Annotated in this window: 16 protein-coding genes and 1 pseudogene; 7 read left to right on the top strand and 10 right to left on the bottom strand. The window is 70.9% G+C overall.

The features are described from left to right. Positions 1–18: 18 nt before the first annotated feature. The 5 genes and pseudogenes from EST92_RS22330 to EST92_RS22310 all read right to left on the bottom strand — a co-directional run bounded on the left by EST92_RS22330 (position 19) and on the right by EST92_RS22310 (position 5,148). Complete coding sequence (locus EST92_RS22330) at positions 19–1,500, bottom strand: hypothetical protein (RefSeq protein WP_129282626.1); 1,482 nt, start codon at positions 1,498–1,500, stop codon at positions 19–21. A gap of 482 nt (positions 1,501–1,982) precedes the next feature. Next, positions 1,983–2,261, bottom strand: coding sequence for an SHOCT domain-containing protein (locus EST92_RS22325; RefSeq protein ID WP_216849118.1), 279 nt, complete (start codon positions 2,259–2,261; stop codon positions 1,983–1,985). A 122-nt stretch (positions 2,262–2,383) separates the two neighbouring features. Then, positions 2,384–2,578: pseudogene (locus EST92_RS32325) on the bottom strand (hypothetical protein); the annotation flags it as partial. A 101-nt stretch (positions 2,579–2,679) separates the two neighbouring features. Next, positions 2,680–3,066, bottom strand: coding sequence for a hypothetical protein (locus EST92_RS22315; RefSeq protein WP_129282625.1), 387 nt, complete (start codon positions 3,064–3,066; stop codon positions 2,680–2,682). A 1,707-nt stretch (positions 3,067–4,773) separates the two neighbouring features. Then, entirely contained in the window at positions 4,774–5,148 is a 375-nt protein-coding gene (locus EST92_RS22310; RefSeq protein WP_129282624.1) for a DoxX family protein, read from the bottom strand. A 117-nt stretch (positions 5,149–5,265) separates the two neighbouring features. Here EST92_RS22310 and EST92_RS22305 point away from each other — a divergent pair, with 117 nt between their 5' ends. Further along, positions 5,266–5,778, top strand: coding sequence for a MarR family transcriptional regulator (locus EST92_RS22305; protein ID WP_129282623.1), 513 nt, complete (start codon positions 5,266–5,268; stop codon positions 5,776–5,778). Positions 5,779–5,941: 163 nt separating this feature from the next. On the opposite strand, the gene EST92_RS22300 is transcribed toward EST92_RS22305, so the two are convergent. After that, entirely contained in the window at positions 5,942–7,567 is a 1,626-nt protein-coding gene (locus tag EST92_RS22300; protein ID WP_254068958.1) for a histidine kinase, read from the bottom strand. Between the two features lie 844 nt (positions 7,568–8,411). Here EST92_RS22300 and EST92_RS22295 point away from each other — a divergent pair. After that, positions 8,412–10,574, top strand: a complete 2,163-nt coding sequence (locus EST92_RS22295) for a prolyl oligopeptidase family serine peptidase (protein WP_129282621.1) — start codon at positions 8,412–8,414, stop codon at positions 10,572–10,574. A gap of 129 nt (positions 10,575–10,703) precedes the next feature. Continuing rightward, positions 10,704–11,288 carry a Rieske (2Fe-2S) protein gene (locus EST92_RS22290; RefSeq protein ID WP_254068957.1) on the top strand — a complete coding sequence of 195 codons (585 nt, stop codon included), beginning with the start codon at positions 10,704–10,706 and terminating at the stop codon, positions 11,286–11,288. Positions 11,289–11,626: 338 nt separating this feature from the next. On the opposite strand, the gene EST92_RS22285 is transcribed toward EST92_RS22290, so the two are convergent. The 3 genes from EST92_RS22285 to EST92_RS22275 all read right to left on the bottom strand — a co-directional run bounded on the left by EST92_RS22285 (position 11,627) and on the right by EST92_RS22275 (position 15,227). After that, a complete protein-coding gene (locus EST92_RS22285; RefSeq protein ID WP_129282620.1) occupies positions 11,627–13,708 on the bottom strand; it encodes an alkaline phosphatase family protein in 2,082 nt (693 codons plus the stop codon). Between the two features lie 254 nt (positions 13,709–13,962). Beyond that, positions 13,963–14,442 (bottom strand): nucleoside deaminase, encoded by a 480-nt coding sequence (locus tag EST92_RS22280; protein ID WP_129282619.1) that lies wholly within the window; start codon positions 14,440–14,442, stop codon positions 13,963–13,965. Between the two features lie 92 nt (positions 14,443–14,534). Continuing rightward, the gene (locus tag EST92_RS22275) at positions 14,535–15,227 is read right to left on the bottom strand and encodes a cysteine hydrolase (protein WP_129282618.1); all 693 of its coding nucleotides are present in this window, start codon (positions 15,225–15,227) and stop codon (positions 14,535–14,537) included. Between the two features lie 198 nt (positions 15,228–15,425). Between EST92_RS22275 and EST92_RS22270 the strand changes: the two genes are divergently transcribed. The 3 genes from EST92_RS22270 (at position 15,426) to EST92_RS22260 (ending at position 19,227) form a co-directional block, all read left to right on the top strand. Then, complete coding sequence (locus EST92_RS22270; protein WP_129282617.1) at positions 15,426–15,890, top strand: pyridoxamine 5'-phosphate oxidase family protein; 465 nt, start codon at positions 15,426–15,428, stop codon at positions 15,888–15,890. 453 nt (positions 15,891–16,343) lie between these two features. After that, positions 16,344–17,804 (top strand): acyl-CoA synthetase, encoded by a 1,461-nt coding sequence (locus EST92_RS22265; protein WP_129282616.1) that lies wholly within the window; start codon positions 16,344–16,346, stop codon positions 17,802–17,804. Positions 17,805–17,853: 49 nt separating this feature from the next. Next, positions 17,854–19,227, top strand: coding sequence for a carboxyl transferase domain-containing protein (locus EST92_RS22260; RefSeq protein WP_129282627.1), 1,374 nt, complete (start codon positions 17,854–17,856; stop codon positions 19,225–19,227). Positions 19,228–19,256: 29 nt separating this feature from the next. Here the strand turns inward: EST92_RS22260 and EST92_RS22255 are convergent, their stop codons facing one another. Beyond that, positions 19,257–20,165, bottom strand: a complete 909-nt coding sequence (locus EST92_RS22255) for a LysR family transcriptional regulator (RefSeq protein ID WP_129282615.1) — start codon at positions 20,163–20,165, stop codon at positions 19,257–19,259. A gap of 74 nt (positions 20,166–20,239) precedes the next feature. Between EST92_RS22255 and EST92_RS22250 the strand changes: the two genes are divergently transcribed. Further along, entirely contained in the window at positions 20,240–21,283 is a 1,044-nt protein-coding gene (locus tag EST92_RS22250; RefSeq protein ID WP_129282614.1) for a DMT family transporter, read from the top strand. Positions 21,284–21,547: the final 264 nt, after the last annotated feature.

Below are 21,547 nucleotides of genomic sequence, written 5' to 3'. Positions count from 1 at the left end.
CGATCACTCCGTGGTTGCTCACCACAAGTTGATGTTCTCCGCGAGGAAGTAGGACTCTTCAGCGGGCGGGGCGGGGCGCAGGTCGGCGACGGCCAGGTCCTCGGCGAGCAGGAGCAGGACGGACGGTTCCAGCCGGCGCAGCACGCCTACGGCCGTCCACAGATCGATGGCGAAGGCCCGCGCGATCAGGCGGCGGGCCCTTGCGGGGTCGGCGGCATTGGCGAGGTGGGCCAGGGTGGTGGCCTGGATCTCGGGGTGGGTGATCCTGTTGACGAGTTGTTCCGCGCGCTCGGGGTGTCCGGTCTCGGCTGCTGCCCTGGCGAGTGCGGCGAGCAGTTCCCAGTTGCCGTGTGAGTCGGCCTCGTCGAGGGCGCCCGCGAGTTCGGTGGCGGCTGCGGCGGCCCGTTCGTGGTCCCCGGTCCGGGCGATCGCCTCGATGACCATCGCCTGGATGCGGGTCCGCTCGGACGTTCCGTCAATGCTTTGGGCGGCTGTCCCGGGGTCGCCGATCACCACGATGACCGACTGGCCGTCCCCGGCTATGGTGATCGTTTCGACGAGCTCGGCGAGGGTCCGGGGGCGGTCGCCGGGGCCTCCGATGCTGCGGGCCACTGCCTCGGCCTCGTCGACGAGCGCGGTTGCCCGGCTCGGCCGGCCGCGCTCGGCGGCAGCCCGGGCCACCGCCACCAGGGCCCGCGCTCGCGGCGCAGCGTCCGCGATCATACGGGCGACACGCTCGGAGTGCTCGATCCCGCCGGTGCGGGCGACCGCCTCGGTCAGGGCGAGCACAATCGACTCGTCCGCCTGATCGCCCGCTTCAGCGATGCGCTCGACGTTCGGGTCCATCACGGTTGCCGCGCCGTCGTAGTCGCCAGCGGCCTCCGCCGCGCCGGCGAGCGCGCCGAAGGCGACTGCCCGGGAACGATTGTCGGTCTCGATGGTGTGGTTGATCTCGACGGCCCGCACCGTGTCGCCGGCTCGGGCGGCGGCCTCGACCACGACGGCGAGTGCGGTGTCGCGGGCACTCTTGCTGCCGATGCTGTGGGCGGTGGCTTCGGCAATGTCGTAGTCCCCCGCTTCGGCTGCCGCTCGGGCCACTGCGGTCCGGGCGACCACGTCGCGGGCGGGGTCGTGCACCGTCCCGGCGATCGCCAGGGCCCACTCGAGGTCGCCCGATCGTGCCACCAGGCCGGCCAGGGCCGCGAGTTCCACCTGCTGGTGCACCGGGGATCGGACCGCCCGGGCCATCTGCTGGGCCTCCGTCGCCAGTTCGAGCCCGTGCCGGTGGTCACCCGAGCGTACGACCGCCGCGGCGACCGCCGTCAAGGCCCGTGCCCCGGCTCCCGGTTCGGGGTTGGCCCGAGCCAGTGCCTCGGCGCTACTGTGGTCCCCCGCCCGGGCGACGGCGCCAGCGAGATCGGCGAGATCGCCCCCGATGTGAATGACCTCGCGGTCGTCCGTGCCGCCGAGGAGTACTTGGAGGGTCTCGGTCGCGAGCACGGCCGCACGGTCCGCGGCTCCGGTTGGCGGTCAGCGCCTCGACTACCGCCCCCATCGGAGGTCTTGTCAAGAGGCCGGTGAACTCGCGGGCGGCGACCTCCGCCTCGGCAGCCGCGCGCCGGGCCAGAGCCGGGTCTCCGCTGCGGGCCACTGTCTGCGCCACAGCGGCCAGGGTCGTCACCCGCTGTCCGTACTCGGTGATGGCGCGGGCTACCTTCAGGGCTTCATCATGTTCGCCGATGGCGGCCAGCGCCTCGGCCAGATCGTCTCGCCCCAGCCCCGATCCGGGTGTGGCCTCCGGGCCGTCGACCAGCGCCCTGAGCTCGCGCAGCAGTCCGATGGCGCGCTGCCGGTCACCTGCCGCTGCCGCGTCCTTGGTCAAGGTCGCCCAGCCGGCTGGGCGCTGATAGTCCTCCTCGATCCGGCGGGCGGCCCGCTCCGCGGCGTCGGCCAGCTCGGCGGCCCGCTGCCAACCAGCGGCCCTACGGCCTGATCGCCGGGCGGTGAGTGGCGAGGTGTTTGCGTGCCTCGTTGTGAGCGTCCGCGTCGATCTCGCCGGAGGCGAAGCGGCGGTCGAGGATCTCCTCGGGGGTCTCGCGGTGCCCGCGGCCCTCCCAGTCTCGGTTGCCGCCCCGAGGACCGCCGGACGCACCTTGCGTCAGGCGGATCACCGCCCACACTACGAAGCCGATCAGCGCGATCCCCAGCAGGGGCAGGAAAGCCATCCAGGCCCAGCCGCCGCCACCATCCCAGTACATCACCGCGCTCACCTCCCAACGAGGCTCTGTTCTTCTTTCACCGTCTGTGCGGACCGAGACCAGACACCAGGGGCCCGTCCGGCCCCGCCTACGGGCCGCTCGGGTACCCCGTCGCCAGGTGGGGCCGGCTGCCCGTCGGCGAAGACCACCGCCGAGGCATCCAGGTCGATCTCCCGCGCGGTGAGCCGGGCCAGGAACCCCTTGCGAGGCGCAGCCGCTTGTACCGCAGCAGGGAGACCGCCCGAGGAACGTCGATGCCCCGGGCGCTCCCCTTCGGCCGCGCCAGTAGGGTGCCGGCTACAACGGAAATCAGCGGTCAAGCAGCATCATCGACCCCGCCGGGACCAGGCGTCACCTAAAGACGTTTTCACTGTTCAGGTAGACGCAGCCCGTATGCACGCCACCCGACATCCGAGTGCCGTCAGGTACGGCATTGCATGAGGGGCTCGTCGAGATAGCTGCCGGCCAAGTGTTCCGTCGTATCCAGCAGCCTGGGCCGCGGCCTCCAGGACGTTCGCGAGCTCCTCCGTGCGCGGGACGAGCCGGCGATGGCGAGCAGCGCCGCCTGGTCGGCAGTCGCAATCGGTCTTCCGCCGACAACCGGTGCCGATCGGGCAGCGGCCTCGATCGGCTCCAGAGTGGCGATCACCCGTCGCGCGGCGGCATCGCGCTCCTCGGCGGCCTCCTCCAGCTGGTCCAACGTGCGGTCGATACGCGCGAACAGGACGGCGTCGACGGGGAATTCACCGCCGGAAAAGCGATGAAGGAGGGTGCGGTGGAAGGCCACGCCGGTTTCGGGCCGAGCCAACTCGGCTTCACATCGGGCATTTTCACCTGTTGCTGCAATTCAGCACCACCGTGAACGCTGTACCACCAGCAGACGAAGAACCTGCTGGTGGCCTTCTTCCTGTCCAACATCAGTCACGCGACGTAGCTCACGGCGCCGCATATGATCTCGCATCCGGAGGCACCCTCATCTCGCTGTACGTGACTCCCCTGGGGAGAAGCTGGGGAGTTTGGGCGGCCCTGGGGAGCGTGCGGGGAGAATCGACTGCGTAATACGGCACGAACCTGAAAGCCACTGAAAGACCCATCTCCGCAGGTCAGAGACAGGGATGGCCGCATCACCCCAGGTCAAAGCAGTTAGGTAGACGACTTCATGATGTAGGTACCGAGATCGTCGGCCTCGACGATCCCCGGGAGCGATCCGCCTTCACGCAAGGGCGTGACATAGCGGGTCGCCACAACTTCAGTCAGCATGATCCCAAACTCCACGACTCATCCACGTTGCCCTCCACGGTCAACCCCAGACAGGTGCACCCCGGATCAGCGCCGCGATCAACCCTGGGGAGAATCCGGGGAGTTCCCCCTGGCATCCCGCTCCCCCTCTCTTCCGGCTCTCTTCCGGCTCTCTTCCGAGCAGTCCGTCGATGGCCGTGGCGCTCCTTCATTCGGGTTCATTCCGGCCTCCGGCACAAAGTGGGCATCATAACGGGCTCAGCCCGAACACCTCGCCCTGACCAAGGCCGCACCCCGGACCGAGTACGACGGCCTCGGGTCGCCGATGCCTGCTGTGGCGCGTAGACGCCTCGTCAAGAAGTCGACGACATACATCTGCTGTGCACTGCAGCCCCGTGACCGGCTGAGCCTTCGTTGGCACAACCGATATCGGCCCCAGCTGGAGACTGCGCAGCTCACCGTGAAAGTCCCCCGAATGCTCGCTGCTGGTTTCCATGGGACAGATCGTCTTGGCCAGGTGTTCACGCCAGACATCGAATCGGTCAGGCGCCGGCACCTCACTACTGCTGAAGACCATCTCCATCGTTCTTCCCCCTTGTGTACGGCTGCGTACGAGAGATCCCGCGGCGCTGTCCGCTGTCGGCGTCCCGTGATGGTCAATCACGGAACGGGGGACGGCGCCGCGCCCACACCACGTCGGAGCGGCGCAATCGGCGACGGTGGCAGGGACGCCCGGAGGACGCTTGGCGTCGGCGCTGCCCTGCGCCATTTCCCCACTCGCGTGGCAGTGGACCTCGGTCCTACCGGGCAAGACGGTACAGCGGCCCGGTAGAGCCGTTTGCTGTGCGGTCGAGCGGCGAGGTCGTAGTGGTCCGCGACCGTAGTGCCCGATACTTCCGCTGGTCGAAGGGGCTGGCGGCGGTGGCGGCCCAGGATGGCTCCTGTAGGCCGAGCGAACGGGAGGCAGGAGCGCTCCGCCCGCTCAACCGACCATCCCGGGCGCCATATTCGGCTGATTGGTAATCGCGCTGGTAATCGCCACCGGTGACGACCGCTCGCCCACGATAGTCGTGCGCTTCGGACGAATACGCAGTCGGCCTCCGGCCTTGCCGGCTGGGCGCCGTAGGAGTGGGGGCGCACGCCGATCCTGATCCGGCTGCGCGCCCCCGGGGGAGGACGGGTTTCGCCTCTCGGTGGTGCGCCGCGACCGCTTGTGCGGACGCGGCGCTCGCCCCGGACACGGGTCAGAACGCGGGCGCCTTGCCGCAGCCGCCCGCTAGAAGGAGTACGGGCCGAACCGGCCCCACATCACGACAGCTGCGAAGGCGAGCAGTGCCACGTTCACGATGATCATCTGCGTCTCGCCGCGGCGGGCATGCACCACCACGCCCCCGACCATGACCAGCACGAGACCGAGCGCGGCCAGCGGCACCACCACCGGCGCGACGCCGGACAACGCCGGCACGGTGAGCCCGACCGCGGCCAGTACCTCCATGGCCCCGATCAGCTTCACCGTCCCGGCACTCATGTCCCCGGCCCAGCCCATACCCGAGGCCACCAGCTTCTCCTTCGGCTGGGACAGCTTCATTGCCCCGGCCGCAAGGAACGCCACAGCGAGCACGCTCGCGAGGCCCCACAACACCGTGTTCATGCTACTCAGCACCCTTCGATGACTTAAATGTTTAACTGAAGACTAGAGCGCGATTACTTAAATATGCAAGTGACGCCGAGCGTTGATCACTTAACGCGTGAAGTTATACTCGCGAACATGGAGAACCCGCAGGAACCTCGCTGGCTGGACGACGAAGAAGATCAGGCATGGATCGCGCTGGTCAGTGTGCTGATGCGGCTGCCCGCGGCGCTGGACTCGCAGCTCCAGCGCGACGCCGGTGTGAGCCACTTCGAGTACCAGGTGATGGCCGGGCTGTCCCTGGCCCCCGAACGAACGCTGCGGATGAGCGAGCTGGCCGCGTTCGTCGAGGGCTCCCTCCCCCGGCTGTCCCAGGTCGTCGGACGACTGGAGAAGCGCGGCTGGGTACACCGCAGCCCTGATCCCACCGATGGCCGCTACACCGTGGCCACCCTCAACGACGAGGGCTACGACAGGGTGGCCGCGGCCGCCCCGGGACACGTGGAGACGGTGCGCGCCTCCGTCTTCGATGCACTCACCAGGGCACAGGTCCGCCAGCTGACCGCGATCGGGCGCCGCATCGTCGGCGCGATCGACCCCGATCATCCCCTCGTCACAGGAACGGTGGACCGGCTGCGCCCCAAGAAATGAGCGCATTCGGACAGTCCTGCCAGGTGAACGTAACGGCCGAGTCGCACCCCGCACCCCGCACGCTGCGGTCGGCTCGGCCGCGCCAGCTGGGGTGGGTGTGGGGTGGACGGTCTCGTCCGGAGGGTGAAGACAGGTGCCGGGCGCGGGCCGGAACGGGCCCCGCTCAGCGGCCGGCGAGCGGGACGGTGGCCTCGATGGCGAAGCCGCCGTCCGGCCGGCCCCCGGAGGTGAAGGTTCCGCCGAGGGCAGTGACGCGTTCGCCCAGGCCGACGAGTCCGCGGCCGCCGCTGGGCAGTTCCGTGCCGGACGGGCCGTGCGGGGCGTCGTTCTCGACCCGTACCCGCACTGCGTCGGTGAGGTAGCGCACCTCGACGCGGACCGGGGCCCCGGAGGCGTGCTTGGCGGCGTTGGTCAGGCCCTCCTGGACGAGGCGGTACAGGGCGCCGCTGAGGTCGGCGGGCAGCGTACGGGGGTCGCCGTTGATGTCGAGGCCGATCGGGGTCCCGGTGCTGCGCGACTCCTCGACCAGGGTGGTGACGTCGTCGAGCGTCGGCAGCGACGGTGCCGGGTGCTGGTCGTCCGCGCCGTCCATCCGCAGCACGTTCAGTACGTCGCGCAGTTCGTTGAGGGCCTGGCGGCCCATCTGGCCGATCAGTGCGCCCGTCTTCCGGGCGACCTCGTTGTCCCCGCCGGCCCCGGCTTCCAGCGCGCCGGCGTGCACCACCATCAGGCTCACCCGGTGCGAGACCACATCGTGCATCTCGCGGGCGATCCGGGCCCGTTCCTGCATGCGGGCCTGCGCTTCCTTGAGGTGCTGCTCGCGTTCCAGGCGCTCGGCCCGTTCCCGCAGGTTCACCAGCAGGCTCTGCTTGGCGCCCCGGTACATGCCGAGCAGCACCGGCACCACGACCATGGACACCAGCAGGACCATCACCAGCGGGGTGACCACCCGCAGGTTCGTGGAGTACGCCCAGCCGAGGAGCACGGCCGCGGCCGCCCCGGAGATCATCAGCAATTGGCGGCGGGAGCGCCCGTATTTGGCCACCGTGTACAGAGCGACCGGCAGCGTGCTGAGCGCCGGCAGGACCAGCGGCAGCAGCGCGATCGCGGCCAGCGCCACCCCCGCGGGGTAGCGGCGCCGCAGGACGAGGGTCAGGCCCGCCAGCGGCACCAGAGCGGCGAACACCGGCACCGGCAACAGCAGCGTGTCGTGGTTGACCGCATTCGAGGTGAAGACCGCCGGTGGGTTGGCCAGGGGGAACAGCAGCACCAGGCAGACGTCGAAGAGCATCGCCCGCCGGTTCTCCCACCAGCCCGGGTGCCGGCTCAGGGAACGGAGTCCGGCGAGCACCGGCAGGATGACGGCGGCCAGCAGCACCACGATCAGCATCACCACCTGGTACGACGCCCCCATCCCGTGGCGGGGGGCGAGACGCTGAAGGTGGACCAGGGCGATGGCGAGGACGGTGACCAGCCCGACGGACGCGGCGATGCCCACGGTGCGGATCTGCCGGGTATGACGGGCGAGCGAGTAGTACGCGACGGAGACCGTCAGGACGGACCCGGTTCCCAGCAGCAGTCCGCAGGTGACCGCTGCGGCCACCGCCACCGGAAAGCGGCGCCGGAACAGCAGGAGCAGGCCCGCCGCTGCCGTCAGCCAGCCGGACAGGGACGGCGACAGCGGACTGTAGATCTCCCCCGGCGCGAAGCCTTCCCGTATCTGGGGATCCAGCAGGGCACAGCCCAGTGCGATCACCACGTCGAGGACGACGGTGTACCACGGGCGCATCCGGCACAGGGTCCGCACCCGGCTCCGCAGGCCGTTCGGCGCGGACGCCTCCCCCGAAACCACGGAATGGGAAGGTGACTTCTCCGTGGTTTCGGTGAACGGTGCGGAGCTTTTCTCAAGGGTCACGGGAATAACCAGACGGCCGGCGGAGGTGTCCGGAGATTGTAGGGCAGTTCCGTCCGGTCCGGCAGACGAACCATTTCATGACGCGATACGGCACGGGCAACAACTTCGCAATGTGACCCCGCAATGACTTTGGGTCATCCTCGCCCTCGCTATCCTCCCTATCTCTCTGTCCTCCCTGCTGCGTTCTGTGCGGCGCGCCACCGTTCCCACTGCAAAGGGATACGGTAACGACGGCCACGCACAGGGCATTGCCAGCGTATTGGGCAAAGGCAGCGCGCAGGGCAATACCAGCACGTCTGGCGGGGAAAACGAGGCATGGGCGGCCGGGCATCGACAAAACGGAACGCCGGCGCACGAGTCGGTCCGGCTTCCTTTGCAGCAGAACACTTTCCCGGATTTCGGCGAGACGCGACGCCGGATGCCCGAAGCCCGAAGTCCGATTCCGGGTGTCGGATGTCGAACGCCCGATGCCGGATTCCGGATTCCGCTGCGGGCAATGGTCGGTAAAGCACAGGCCGGCAGGAATGGCCCTCCGGGACCCCGGCACCGATCCCGCTGTCCGTCGCGGCGGCCGGACGTCGCGAAGCAGCACGTCGCGACGCCGCCCGTCGTGGGCGGGTCTTCCGCAGACGTCTTCGATGTGCCTAGTTTCTCTTCAGAGATCGTCATCCCCGGACCGGCACCGTCCGGGTCGCCCGCACCCCCGGAGGACAGCACCTTGGACAGCAGTGCCCGGAACGTCGAGCACACCGTGAACTCCGCTGCGTTTCCCCGCCAGTTCGCCCGCACCCGTCGCTTCTCCCTCGGAGTGCCCCGGCAGTTCACCGTCTCCCCCGACGGCTCCCGGGTGCTCTTCGTCCGTACGGGCTCGGGCACCGACCCCGTGGGCCGGCTGTGGCAGTACGAGGACGGCAAGGAACAGCTGCTGGCCGATCCGGCGCTCCTGGTGGGGAACGGTTCCGGGGAGGTCCCCGAGGAGGAGCGGCTGCGCCGGGAGCGCGCCCGGGAGCGCTCGGTGGGCGTGGTGTCGTACGCGACCGACGACGCGGCCCGCCTGGTCGCGTTCGCCCTGTCCGGGGCCCTGTGGGCGGTGCGTACCGACGGTGGCGCGCCGTTCTCCGTCCCCGCGGCGGGGCCGGTGGTCGACCCCCGCCCCTCCCCCGACGGCCGGCACGTCGCCTATGTGAGCCGTCGCTGCCTGCACGTCGTGGATCTGTCCGGTGCCGACCGGCAGCTGGCCCGCGCCGAGGGCCCGGACGTCTCCTACGGGCTCGCCGAATATGTCGCCGCGGAGTCCATGCACCGGATGCGCGGCTACTGGTGGGCGCCGGACAGTCGCCACCTCCTGGTGGCCCGGGTCGACACCGCCCCCGTGGAACGGCGTTACACATCGGATCCGGCCGACCCGACGAAGCCACCGCGGGCGGTTCCCTACCCGGCGGCAGGCACCCCCAATGCGGAGGTCACCGTTCAGCTCCACTCCCTGGAGGGCGGGCGGATCGACGTGCGGTGGGACCGCAGGGCCTATGAGTACCTCGTCGCCGCCGGCTGGGACGCACAGGGCCCGTTCCTCACCGTACAGAGCCGTGACCAGCACATACTGCGGACGCTCAGGGTCGATCCGGCGACCGGCGCCACCGAGTTGCTGCACGAGCGGACCGATCCCGCGTGGGTGGAGATCGTCCACGGCACCCCCGCCCGTACGTCGTCGGGTGCCCTGGTGCTCCCCGAGGACGACGGCGACACCCGGTATCTGACCGTCGGCGGCCGGCGGGTCACCCCCAGGGGGCTGCAGCTGTGCGAGGTCCTCGGGGTCGAGGGCGAGCAGGTGCTGTTCACGGCGAGCGAGGACCCGCTGGAGACCCACGTGTGGCGCCATGAACCGGGCCGCGGCAACCGGCGGCTGAGCCGCGGGCCCGGCCGGTTCACCGGCGTGGGGCGTGGTGGCACGGTCGTCCTGGCCGGGGGGACGCCACGGGGCGACGAAGCCCGCGTCCTCAGGGAGCCGACGGCCGGCACCGGGACGGGGACGGGGACGGGGACGGACCAGGATGCGCCGTACCAGGTCATCCGCTCACTCGCCGAGGAGCCGTCGGTCACCCCGCGCCCCCGCCATCTCACCCTCGGCGAACGGCAGTTGCGCAGCGCGCTCTTCCTGCCGTCATGGCACGAGGAAGGTACGGGGAAACTGCCGGTGCTGCTCGACCCGTACGGGGGGCCGGGAATGCAGCTGGTGGGACGCGCCCGCGGATGGTTCACCTGTGTGTCCCAGTGGTTCGCCGAGCAGGGGTTCGCGGTGCTGGTCGTCGACGGCCGCGGGACACCGAACCGGGGCCCGGCCTGGGAGAAGACCATCCACGGCGACCAGCTCACGCCCGCCCTGGAGGACCAGATCGACGCGCTGCGGGCGGCTGCGGCGCGCTGCGGTGACCTCGACCTGGCGCGGGTGGCGATCCGCGGCTGGTCCTTCGGCGGGTTCCTGGCCGCGGGCGCGGTGCTGCACCACCCCGAGGTCTTCCATGCGGCCGTCGCCGGCGCGCCGCCCACCGACATGCGGATGTACGACACCCACTGGAAGGAGCGGTTCCTGGGCCACCCCCATGAGCAGCCGGAGAATTATGCGCGCTGCTCCCTGACCGGCCACGGCCATCTGCTGAGCCGCCCGCTGCTGCTGATCCACGGGCTCGCGGACGACAACGTGGCCGCCGCGCACACCCTGCGCTTCTCGGCGGAGCTGCTCGCGGCGGGCAAGCCGCACAGCGTGCTGCCGCTCCCCGGCGCCACCCACCTGCCGGCCGATGACGCGGTCAACGAGCAGCTGCTGTTCTTCCAGCGGGACTTCCTGCGCGACGCGCTGGGCCTTGGTACCTCAGCGAGCTGAACCTTCGTACCTCGGCAAAAGGAACGCATCCGCGTTGAACACCCCGGGCCGACCCTCCGTATGGACCCTGTGCAACGCCCATGGAGCAGAGCGCGCACCGAAGGCACCACCAAGAACCGGAGGCACACCATGGCTCGACAGGCAGCGTCGGAGCGGACGGAGACCGCAGCGATGACGGCGACGCAGGAGACCGGCCCGACGAGGCAGGAGGCCGGCCAGGCGGCGGAGGAGGCCGGCCCGGCGGCGGAGCGCGGGGCGGGACGGCGGGCCGTCGTCGCGGCGGTCGGCGCGGCCGGACTGACGGCGGCGCTCGCAGCCTGCGGCGGCAGCAAGATGGACGCGGGCAGCGGCGACTCCAAGAGCGCGGCCGGCGAGCAGTCGTCCTCGGGGGCGAGCGGCGGGGGCAGCGGCAGCGGCGCCGAGAGCGGCAGCACCCTCGCCAAGACCTCGGAGATCCCCAAGGGCGGCGGCAAGATCTTCAAGGCCGAGAAGGTGGTCGTCACCCAGCCGCAGGACGGCGAGATCAAGGCGTTCTCCGCCATCTGCACCCACGCGGGCTGCGTCGTCGGCGAGGTCTCCGGCGGCACCATCAACTGCATGTGCCACGGCAGCAAGTTCGACATCAACGACGGCAGCGTGAAGAAGGGCCCCGCCACCAAAGCACTGGCCCCCGCCAAGGTGGACGTCAAGGGCGGGTCGGTCACCCTCGGCTGACGGCACGGCCGCCCAGCCGCCCGCCGGGCTCCCGCCCCGGCGGGCGGGTGTCATGGGCGCCGCTCAAGCCGCTGGGGAGAATCCGGGAGAATCAGGCCCGCTCTCCTTCGTCCCACAAGCGATCGGGGGCCGACTGCCACGCCGAGCAGGTCGCCGGTCGGCCGAGTAGCGAGCGAGGCCGTGAGTCCAGGATCGCTTCCGCCTCGTCACTGATCGCGCGGACCACGTCAGCGGTGGAACATCCGCCCCGCCCCCGTGGGCGCTTGAACGTGTCCGAGCCGATGCACCGTGGCGACTGCGGCCACGGCGGCCGCCGTCGCCACGGATGTCCTGGCCGATCAGGCGGTTCCGGTTGTGGCGATCCGGCCGGCGTAGCGCTGCGTCCAGGTCGTGTCGGTGTCGACGGTGACGACCACGTCGTAGTAGCCCTGCCGGGTCGGCCACATGACGACCTTCGTCTCGCCGTGGGCCACCGTGACCTTCCGGGTACCGCCGAGGTAGTCGTGAGCGGTGAGCGTGTAGTTCACCGGCCTGGTGCCGTCGTTGTGCAGCGTGAGCTCGACCTGAGCACCGTGCGTGGTGCGCTCGCCCTTCAGCAGGTCGACTTCGACGCGCGGGAGGCCGCCCTCCGTCTTTCCCGCGGGCGCGACCTGGCCGGCGAAGGAGCGCACGAAGCCGTCGTGGGAGTAGATCGAGAACGCGTACTTGCCGTCGTGGGCCTTGGCGTCCCAGGTGTACTCGCGCGGCTTGCGCGCGGTGACAGTGAACGGCGTGCTGGAGAACGCCTGGTACTTGTCGGGGAATACCTGGAAGCTCAGGGCTTTGTCCTTCGGGCCGCCGGTCAGGGTCATCCTGGCGGTGACCTTCCCCGACGCGCGGTCCTCCGAGATCGTCGCGTGCGGATGGAAGCTCAGCGGGCGCGCTTTCATGTGGGTGGCGGCGATGGACACCGGCTGCTCGGCGCGCGGGTCCGGGAAGGTGGCGGGCCCCGGTTGCGGGTGGGCGAAGTCGAGCGCGCTGGTCAGGTCGCCCGCGATCGAGCGCCGCCAGTCGCTGATGTTGGGGCAACGGAACGGCTTGCCGAGGTGGGTCGCCCAGACCTCCAGGAACTTGATCGTCGAGGTGTGGTCGAACACTTCCGAGGCGACGTACCCGCCGCGGGTCCACGGCGAGACCAGCAGCATCGGCACCCGCGGACCGAAGCCGAGCGGGTAGTCGCCGGTGTACTCGCGCGCCGTGCCCGGCTCGGGCCATGGCGGCAGCACGTGGTCGAACTTCCCGTCGTTCTCGTCGTAGTTGAGGATGAAGAGGGTGTGGTTCCAGATATCGGGGTTGCTTTGGAGGATGTCGAGCGTCTTCTTGACGTAGCGCTCGCCGTGCAGGGAGTCCGCGTCCGGGTGCTCGGACCAGCCGTACGGCGCCACGATCCAGGAGACTGCCGGCAGCGGGTGTTCCGCGCCCGGCCGGCAGGCGTCACGGAGGTTTTTGAGGACCGCGTCGAGGTTCTCGTCGGAGTCGTCGTTCGGCGAGGTCATGCCGGAGTAGTACGTGGCGTTGCCGCGCCAGATCAGCCCGGTGCCGGGCCGCAGCTTGGGGTCGTCGGCGCTCAGCCCCTCCGGGTCGAACCCCTTGAAGTACTTCAGCTCGTTGTCGCCGTAGTCGCCGACCCAGGTGCTGAGGTAGCCCTGTCGCCCGTTGCCGCTGTTGTCGGAGTAGAGCCGCCAGTCGATGCCGGCCTGCTGGAGCTGCTCGGCCACCGTGATCCAGGGGCGGGAGTAGTTGGACTCATCGGTGTTGCCCGTCTCGCTGTTGGCGGTACCGCTCCACAGGTACTTTCGGTTGGGGTCGGTCGGCCCGAACTCGGAGCAGAAGTTCTGGTCGGCGATGGTGTATTGGGCGGCGACCGAATGGTAGAAGCCCATGTAGGCGTCGCTGTGGTAGTTCATGCAGCTGGCGCCGTTGTGCTGCACCCACAGATCCCACTTGCGATGGTCGACGTCGCCCCAGGCTCCGTGGTCGTTGCCCCAGGTGCCGTCGTCGGCCTTCGGGGTGACGACGTTGCCGTTGCGGTCCTTCTGCTGGAAGACGGTGGTGCCGTCCTGGAACCGCAGCGCCTGCTTGTCGTTGAAGCCGCGTACGCCGGGGAACGTGCCGAAGTAGTGGTCGAAGGACCGGTTCTCCTGCATCAGGATCACGACGTGCTTCAGGTCGGACATGGTGCCCTGGAAGCCCTTCGGCAAGACGTACCCGGGCTGCGGAGCAGCGTACGCGCCGCCCGCCCCGGCGGTCGCGCCGAGCACCAGCGCCCCCGCGACGCCCCCCGTGCCCTGGAGGAACCTACGGCGTGTCGTGCCGGTCGACGTCTCGGGTCTGTCGCCGAGTTCGGACTCGGACGTCGGGATGATCGGATCGGGGGCCATGGAAGCTCCTCGCATAGACGTGGATCGTCGGGGATGGTGCTGTAGCCCGCCCCATCGAAGCGAGTGGATACCAACTCTGTGTGAACACCGGCCGAGCGAACAGCAGGCCAACGACTGCGAAGTGGCAACTTGTGGGTGTATGGGGGCGCGGTGCCAGGAGAAGGGCCTGCGGAAGCCCGTAAACGCGGCGATGCGGCGGGCGCACTTGAGGCGGACCGTGGAGCTCTTTCCGGGCCCGAAGCGTACTGTTGGGCTCAGGGTGCGCGGTGAAAGCGGCGATGCAGGTCGCGAACCTGTTCCGCGAGGCCGGGAATCGGGCCCTCCACTACGAGGTCAGGGACGATCACCTGGATCGGCAGGGTCCGCACGGGAGGTGCAGGCATCGCCAACTCGGCGAGCCAGGAAGCCAGTTGCTCGGAAGAACTCGCATACACGATGCGCCCCAGCCCGACCCAGCCGTGCGCGGCGGCGCACATCGGGCAGTGCTCACCGGAGGTGAAGACGGTCGCCGCCGCTCGCTCCTCAGGGGTCATGTTCGCCGCGGCCCAGCGCGCCAGCTCGAACTCCGGATGGCGGGTGCGGTCGCCTGAAGCCACCCGGTTGTGGTCCTCGGCAAGGACGGTCCCGTCCGCGGAGACGAGCACGGAGCCGAACGGCTCGTCGCCCGACTCCAGGGCCTCGGTCGCCAGTTCCACACAGCGGCGCAGATACCGCAGATCGGCGTCATTCACCATGACGCCCCCAGCAAGTGATCTCCTGTGGTCGCCAACGGATGCCAGTCCCTCGATCCGCTCGGCATACTTGAACAACCGGCACGGCAGAATCCTCAACCACTGGGCGAATCCGGCCCTTTTGTGGAGCGCGCAACCAAGTGGGGGCCCCGGCGCGGTCCTCGCCAGCTGGTCAGGACCTCCTCCGTGGTGGTGACGGTGGCGACCAGGGCGAGGGTGTTGCGGACCATCGCGGGGGTGTACTCGGCGGGCACCCCCGCAATGGCGTCCGCGGGCACCACGGCCGTGTAGCCCAGGTTGACCGCGTCGAACACGGCGTTGGGGACCGCCACGTTCGCCGATACCCCGGTGACGACGAGCGTGCGGCACCCGAGGTTGCGCAGCAGCGCGTCCACCTCGGTGCCGGCGATCGGCGAGAGGCCGTGCAGTCGACGCACGACCAGGTCGTCTCCGGTCACGGGAATCGGATCGGCGACACGTACCGCCGTGGACCCGGCGAGCTGCTGGACGGGCAGCCGCTCGGCCGCCCTGAAGAGGCGGGCGTTGTGGCTGGCACCACGGCCGTCGGGACGGCGCTCGGCGATCGCGTGCAGCACCTGGACGCCGGCGTCATGGGCGGCTGCCACCAGCCGCGCGACGTTGGCCAGCGCCCCCGATCTGCGGGCCACCTCGGCCAGTTCGGGCAAGGCGCTGTCCGGGCCGACCACACCGCGCTGGCACTCGACGGTCATCAGCACCGTCGAGTCCGGGTCCAGTGGCGCGCCGAGCCGCGTGACGTGCGAAGGCATCGCATCCCCCTCTGGCGTCTGATTCCCTGCCGGGCCCGTTCACGGCGGGTGAGAGTAGCGGCCATTGCGTACGCCAGGAAGAGCCCGCATGCTATCTGACGCACAGTCAGTTCATGGATGTCGACGAGTACGGACGAGTGTCGGGTGAGCGGGGCGGCGCCCGTGGTGGGGCTGCCACACGGCGGAGGGCGGGGACGGATGGCCGGCACACAGCGGCGCGGGCGCCGGATCATGATGACACGCGGCGAGCTCGATGCGTTCCTCGGGACGCAGCGCACCTGCCGGGTCGCGACCGTCGGCGGCGACGGCGCACCGCACGTCGGCGCGCTGTGGTTCGTCTGGGACGGTGCGGCGCTGTGGCTGTATTCGATCACTCGCAGCAAGCGGTGGGCACAGCTGCGCAACGACCCGCGGATCGCGGTGGTCGTCGACGACGGGCACGAGTACGCCGAGCTGCGCGGCGCCGAGCTGACCGGCCGGGTGGACTTCGTCGGTGAGGCCCCGCGCACCGGCGAGCCCTGCCCTGAACTCGACGCCCCTGAGCGGCTCTTCGCCGAGAAGTACTTCGGAATGTCCCGGGTACCGCACGACGGCCGGCATGCGTGGCTGCGCCTGACGCCCCGGTCCGTCGCGTCATGGGACTTCCGCAAGATCCCGGGGTGAAGCGTGAGCGCCGCGGGCGGCTGCTCCCCGGGCCTGAGGGCGGGCAACGCCAGGTGCTTGCGCGCCGTAGCCGCGTGAACGGATGACGTGCTCACCGTGCCGTGACCGCATGGACGGGCAGCGTGCTCACCGTGCCGTAGCCGCGTAGCCGGACGACACGATCACCGTGCCGTAGCCGCGTGAACGGACGACACGGACACCGCGCCGTCGCCGCTGGACGGACGACACGATCACCTCTCCGTACTCGCCATGCCATGCCCCGTCACCGCCGGAATGCAGGTCATCGCCGCGGGTGCGCGCCCGGCCGGCTGAAGTTGATCTCGGTCAGGAGATCGCAATGTCAGTGGTCTCTGCGAGAGTGGTCCCGGTCAGCCCGTTCCGCGCCGGCAGGGGTGCGGAAGCGGACGGTCCGGCCGTGCCGGGCCGGGCGCCGACGAGGACGAAGGAGATCCGGTGAACGTGTTCTTCCCCGCGCTGCGCGATGCGTCGCCCGCCCCGGCGCTGCGCTTCGGCGACCGCGCTCTGAGCTATCAGCAGTTGGCATCGGTGGCGGGCGCGCTCGCCGAGCGGATCGCCGGCGAGAGCCGTATCGCCCTCTGGGCGACGCCGACGCTGGAGACCTCGATCGGCGCGGTGGCCGCGCTGCTCGCGGGGGTGGCCGCGGTACCGGTCAATCCGAAGATCGGCGAGAGCGAGCTGGCGCACATCGTGGCGGACAGCGCGCCGACCCTCGTCCTGGCCGAGCCGGGCGCCGATCTGCCGGGGCCGCTCGCCGCGCTCCCCCGTGTCGACATCGAGGCCGCGGAGCCTCCCGAGGGGGCCGGACCGGCCCCGCTGCCGGCCGAACCGGGCGACGAGGCGCCGGCCTTGATCGTCTACACCTCCGGCACGACCGGGCCGCCCAAGGGCGTCGTCCTCCCCCGGCGCGCCCTCGCGCACACCCTGGACGCCCTGGAGGACGCCTGGCAGTGGACCGCCGACGACGTCCTGGTCCACGCCCTGCCCCTCTTCCATGTCCACGGCCTGATCCTCGGCATCCTCGGCCCGCTGCGCCGCGGCGGCAGCGTCCACCACCTGGGGCGCTTCAGCACCGAGGCGGTGGCCCGGGAGCTGTCCGCGGACGGGACGATGCTGTTCGGCGTCCCGACGATGTACCACCGCCTGGCCGCGGAGGCCGGCCAGGATGCCGTCCTGGCCAAGGCACTCTCCCGGGCCCGGCTGCTGGTCTCCGGCTCGGCCGCGCTGCCGCAGACCGATCACGAGCGGATCGCGGCCGCCTGCGGTCGGCGGGTGATCGAGCGCTACGGCATGACGGAGACCCTCATGAACACCAGCGTGCGGGCGGACGGCCCGGATGCCGTGGGCACGGTCGGGGTGCCCCTGCCGGGGGTCTACGTCCGGCTCGTCGACGAGGCGGGCCAGGCCATCGAGGGGGGCGACGCGGAGACGGTCGGCGAGATCCAGGTCCGCGGCCCGAACCTCTTCGTCGAGTACCTCAACCGCCCCGATGCCACCGCCGCCGCCTTCGACGGCGGATGGTTCCGTACGGGCGACATGGCGACCCGCGACGCAGCGGGGAACTACCGCATCGTGGGCCGCAAGGCCACCGACCTGATCAAGAGCGGCGGCTACAAGATCGGCGCGGGTGAGATCGAGAATGCGCTCCTGACGCACCCCGGGGTCGCCGAGGCCGCCGTCACCGGCGCCCCGGACGAGGACCTCGGCGAGCGGATCGTCGCCTGGATCGTGGCGCGGACCGGCCCGGACGCGGGCCCGGTGCCGTCCGGCCAGGAACTCGCGGATCACGTCGCCCGTCAGCTGGCGCCGCACAAACGGCCACGCACCGTGCACTTCCTGGACGCCCTGCCGCGCAATGACATGGGCAAGGTGCTGAAGCGTGAACTCCGTGCGTGACGAAGGGCGCGGCGAGGCCGGGGGCCGAGCCGGCCCTGCCGCCGAGACGATGCCGTGCGCACGACTGACGGCACGCCAGGCCATTGCCGCGGTCTCGGATACGTACACCGAGCTGACCGTGTCCGAGGGAGCCGGCGCGCCGGCCGCGGCGCCCTCCGCGCCGGACGGCCCGCTCGGCTGGCCCGGCTACGACGACATGCGGGCCCGCGCCCACGCCCGGACCGGTGAGCACGAGTCGGTGGTCACCGCCCTGGCCACGATGGGCGACACGGAAACGGTCGTGCTCTCCTTCGAGTTCCGCTATCTGGGCGGCTCCCTGGGCGAGCGCACCGGCGACCGGCTGGAGGCCGCCTACCGCCTGGCGCGCGAGCGCGGCCTGCCGGTCGTTTCGCTGATCGCCACGGGCGGCAGCCGGATGCAGGAAGGGATGCGCGCGCTGACCCAACTCCAGCGGGTGGCCGCCCAGTCGGCGCACACCCGCGCCGCCGGCCTGCCGCAGATCGCCGTGCTGCGCGATCCGACGACAGGCGGCGGCTGGGCCACCCTCGGCGCGGCCGCCGATGTCGTCCTCGCGCTCCCCGGAGCACAGGTCGGCTTCGCGGGCTCCCGGGTCCGCCCCGCGGACGCCGACCCGTACGCCTACTCCGCCGAGGGGCAGCTGGCATCCGGCCATATCGACGCCGTCGTCCCGCCCGACCGGCTGCGCGCCACGCTCCGGCACTGGCTTCAACTTCTCTGTGCGCCAGGAGAGTTGGGCAGCCCCACCATGGAGCCGGCCCCCTTGCCGTACGCACTCGGCGTGCCGGGGCTGCCGGAGACCGGCTGGGGCGCGGTGGCCCGTGCCCGCGAGCCGCGGCGACCGCGCGCCGAAGCCTATCTGCGGGCCTACTTCGACGACCGGGAGGAGCTCAGCGGCGACCGCTGTGGCGGTGTCGACCCCGGGATGCGGTGCGGCTTCGGCCGTCGTGACGGGCGCACGATCGCCTTCGCCGCCCAGTGCGGCACGGCCACCCGCCCGGCCGGCTTCCGCAGCGCCGCCCGCCTCGTCCGGCTCGCCGACCGGCTCGGCATACCGGTCCTCACGCTCATCGACACCCCGGGGGCCGCCAATGACGCGGCGGCCGAACGCGCCGGGGCCGGAGCGGCCATCGCCGACACCTTCGCGGCGCTTGCCACCGCCCGGGTGCCCGTCACGTCCCTGCTCATCGGGGAAGGCGGTTCGGGCGGCGCGCTGGCGCTGGCCGCGCCGGACCGACTCTGGGCCACACCGGACAGCTACTTCTCCGTGATCGCCCCGGAGCTTGCCGTGGCCATCCTCAAGCGCGACCCGGCGCAGCTCCATGACACCGCCGACCAACTCCGCATCCGCCCGCAGGATCTGCTCGACCTCGGCATCATCCGCGGGATCGCCCCACCGGCCTGACGGGGGTGAGGCGGCCGGCCAGGCCCGCCTCAGCCGGCCTCCACGCTCGTTCCGGCCGCACGGAGCGCTTCCACCGCCGCCCGGATCGAGGGCCTGCGGTCGGCGTCCTCACGCCAGATGGCGTAGACATGGCGGCGCATCGTATGGGGTACGGGCACCACACTCACCCCCTCCGGCACCGGCCCGCGGCCGAGCCGCGGCGCCACCGCGATCCCCAGCCCGGCCGCGATCAGGGCGAGCTGGGTGTGATGCTCCTCGGCCATGTGCGCGATCCGCGGTTCCATCCCCTTGCTGCGCAGCGTGAACATCAGCCAGTCGTGGCAGAACTCCCCCTGCGGCCAGGAGATCCACTCATCGTCCGCGAATTCCTCCAGCTCCACGGACTGCCGCCGGGCCAGCGGATGGGTGGACGGCATGGCCACATCGGCCGGATCGTCCAGCAGCGGCGCCTTGGCCAGCCCCTCGGGCAGGGACAGCGGGCGGTTGTACCAGTCCAGCACGACCGCCAGATCGATATCGCCGCGCACCACCCCGCGCACCGATTCATCCGGCTCCATCTCCGTCAGCCGCGCGCGCAGCTGGGGGTGCTCGGCGGCGAGCGTGACGAGCGCGGCCGGGAAGAGTCCCCGTGCGGCGGTGGGAAAGGCACCCAGCCGCAGCTCACCCACCGCCTGCCCGCGATGCGCCTCCAACTCGGCCTGAGCGAGCTCGACTTGGGACAGAATCCGGGTGGCATGATCCGCGAGCAGCCGCCCGGCGTCGGTCAGCCGCACCCCGCGTCCGTTCTTCGCCAGCAACTGCTGACCGGTCTCCCGCTCCAGCTTGGCGATCTGCTGCGAGACGGCCGAGGTCGTCACATGCAGTCCATCGGCAGCCGCACTCACCGACCCATGGCGGGCGACGGCACTCAGCGTCCGGAGGCGATCAAGGTTCAACATATAAGTAATGCTAAGCGATACTCGGCAAGAAATCTCGCTTGTGCTACGAAGTTGCACCCCGCATCGTGGATGCCATGAGCACCACCGCCGGCGCGTCCACCGCCTCCGCCCATGCCTCGACCTCCCAGCCCCCATCCGCCGAACCTGCTGCCGGCCAGACCGTCGCCGTGGCCGCGTCCGTGGCGCCCGCGAAGCCCGTCGACCGTGCCCGCGGCTGGCAGTTCCGCTTCGCCGTCCTCTCCCTGATCTGGGGCTTCAGCTTCCTCTTCATCAAGGTGGGCACCCAGGGCTTCGCTCCACTACAGGTCACTCTGGGCCGGGTGGTGTTCGGTGCGCTGGTGCTGCTGACCATGCTCGCGATCAAGCGCGAGCGGCTCCCCCGCTCCGTGCGCACCTGGGGGCATCTCGCCGTCGCCGCGCTCTTCCTGAACGTGCTGCCGTTCTCCCTCTTCGCCTACTCCGAACTGACCATCCCCTCCACGCTGGCCGGGATCTGCAATGCCACCTCCCCGCTGTGGGGCATGGCGCTGTCGGTGGTCGCACTCTCCGAGGACCGCCCCACCCGGCGCCGGGTCGCGGGTCTGGGCATCGGGTTCCTGGGCGTGCTCACCGTGCTCGGCGCCTGGCAGGGCTTCGCCGGCACCGATCTGACGGGCACCGCGATGGCTCTGGGCGCCTCGCTCTGCTACCCCGTCGGCTGGATCTACGTCCGCCGCACCCTGGCGGGCGGCCGGCACTCCCACCTCTCCATGTCCAGCGCCCAGTTGCTGCTCGCATCCGCCCAACTGGCCATCGCAACACCCCTCTTCACGACCGCACCGGCAGGTGTCCCCCTCGTCCCGCTGCTCGCCGTCTTCGCACTCGGCGCGCTGGGGACCGGCGTCGCCTTCCTCCTCCAGTACGGGCTGGTCGCCGAGGTCGGCCCCACCACCGCGCAGATGGTCACCTACTTCGTCCCCCTGATCGCCACCGCGGCCGGAGTGCTGCTCCTGCACGAGCGGCTGAGCTGGAACACCCCGGTCGGCGCCCTCATCGTGCTGGCCGGCGCCGCGCTCACCCAGAGCAGGCCCCGCGCACGCCAGGCGTCCGTCCCGCGGCCCGGCTCCACCGCCGACTGACACCCCGTCCGGACACGCATACGCCAGGCATGCGAGCCCCCGAGCCCGTCTCGGGGGCTCCCGCGCAGCCAGCGGCGCCTCGGAGCCAACAGCCTGCGCCCGCAGAGCAGTTCCGGCTTCCGGGCTGGGCTGAGAGCCGGGGCGGGGTACGGAAAGGGGCGTCCGGCGACGAGCGCGGAGGGGGCGTCGTGGACGGGTGGACGGGGTGGACGAAGCACGGAGCCTTGCCGACGACGACGGTGTGCGGCGCCGCCGGCCCCCACC

This window comes from Streptomyces sp. TM32, assembly GCF_004122755.1.
GTDB lineage: Bacteria > Actinomycetota > Actinomycetes > Streptomycetales > Streptomycetaceae > Streptomyces > Streptomyces sioyaensis.
Note: the sequence above shows the minus strand (reverse complement) of the source record. Positions and strands in the feature narration are given on the sequence as shown.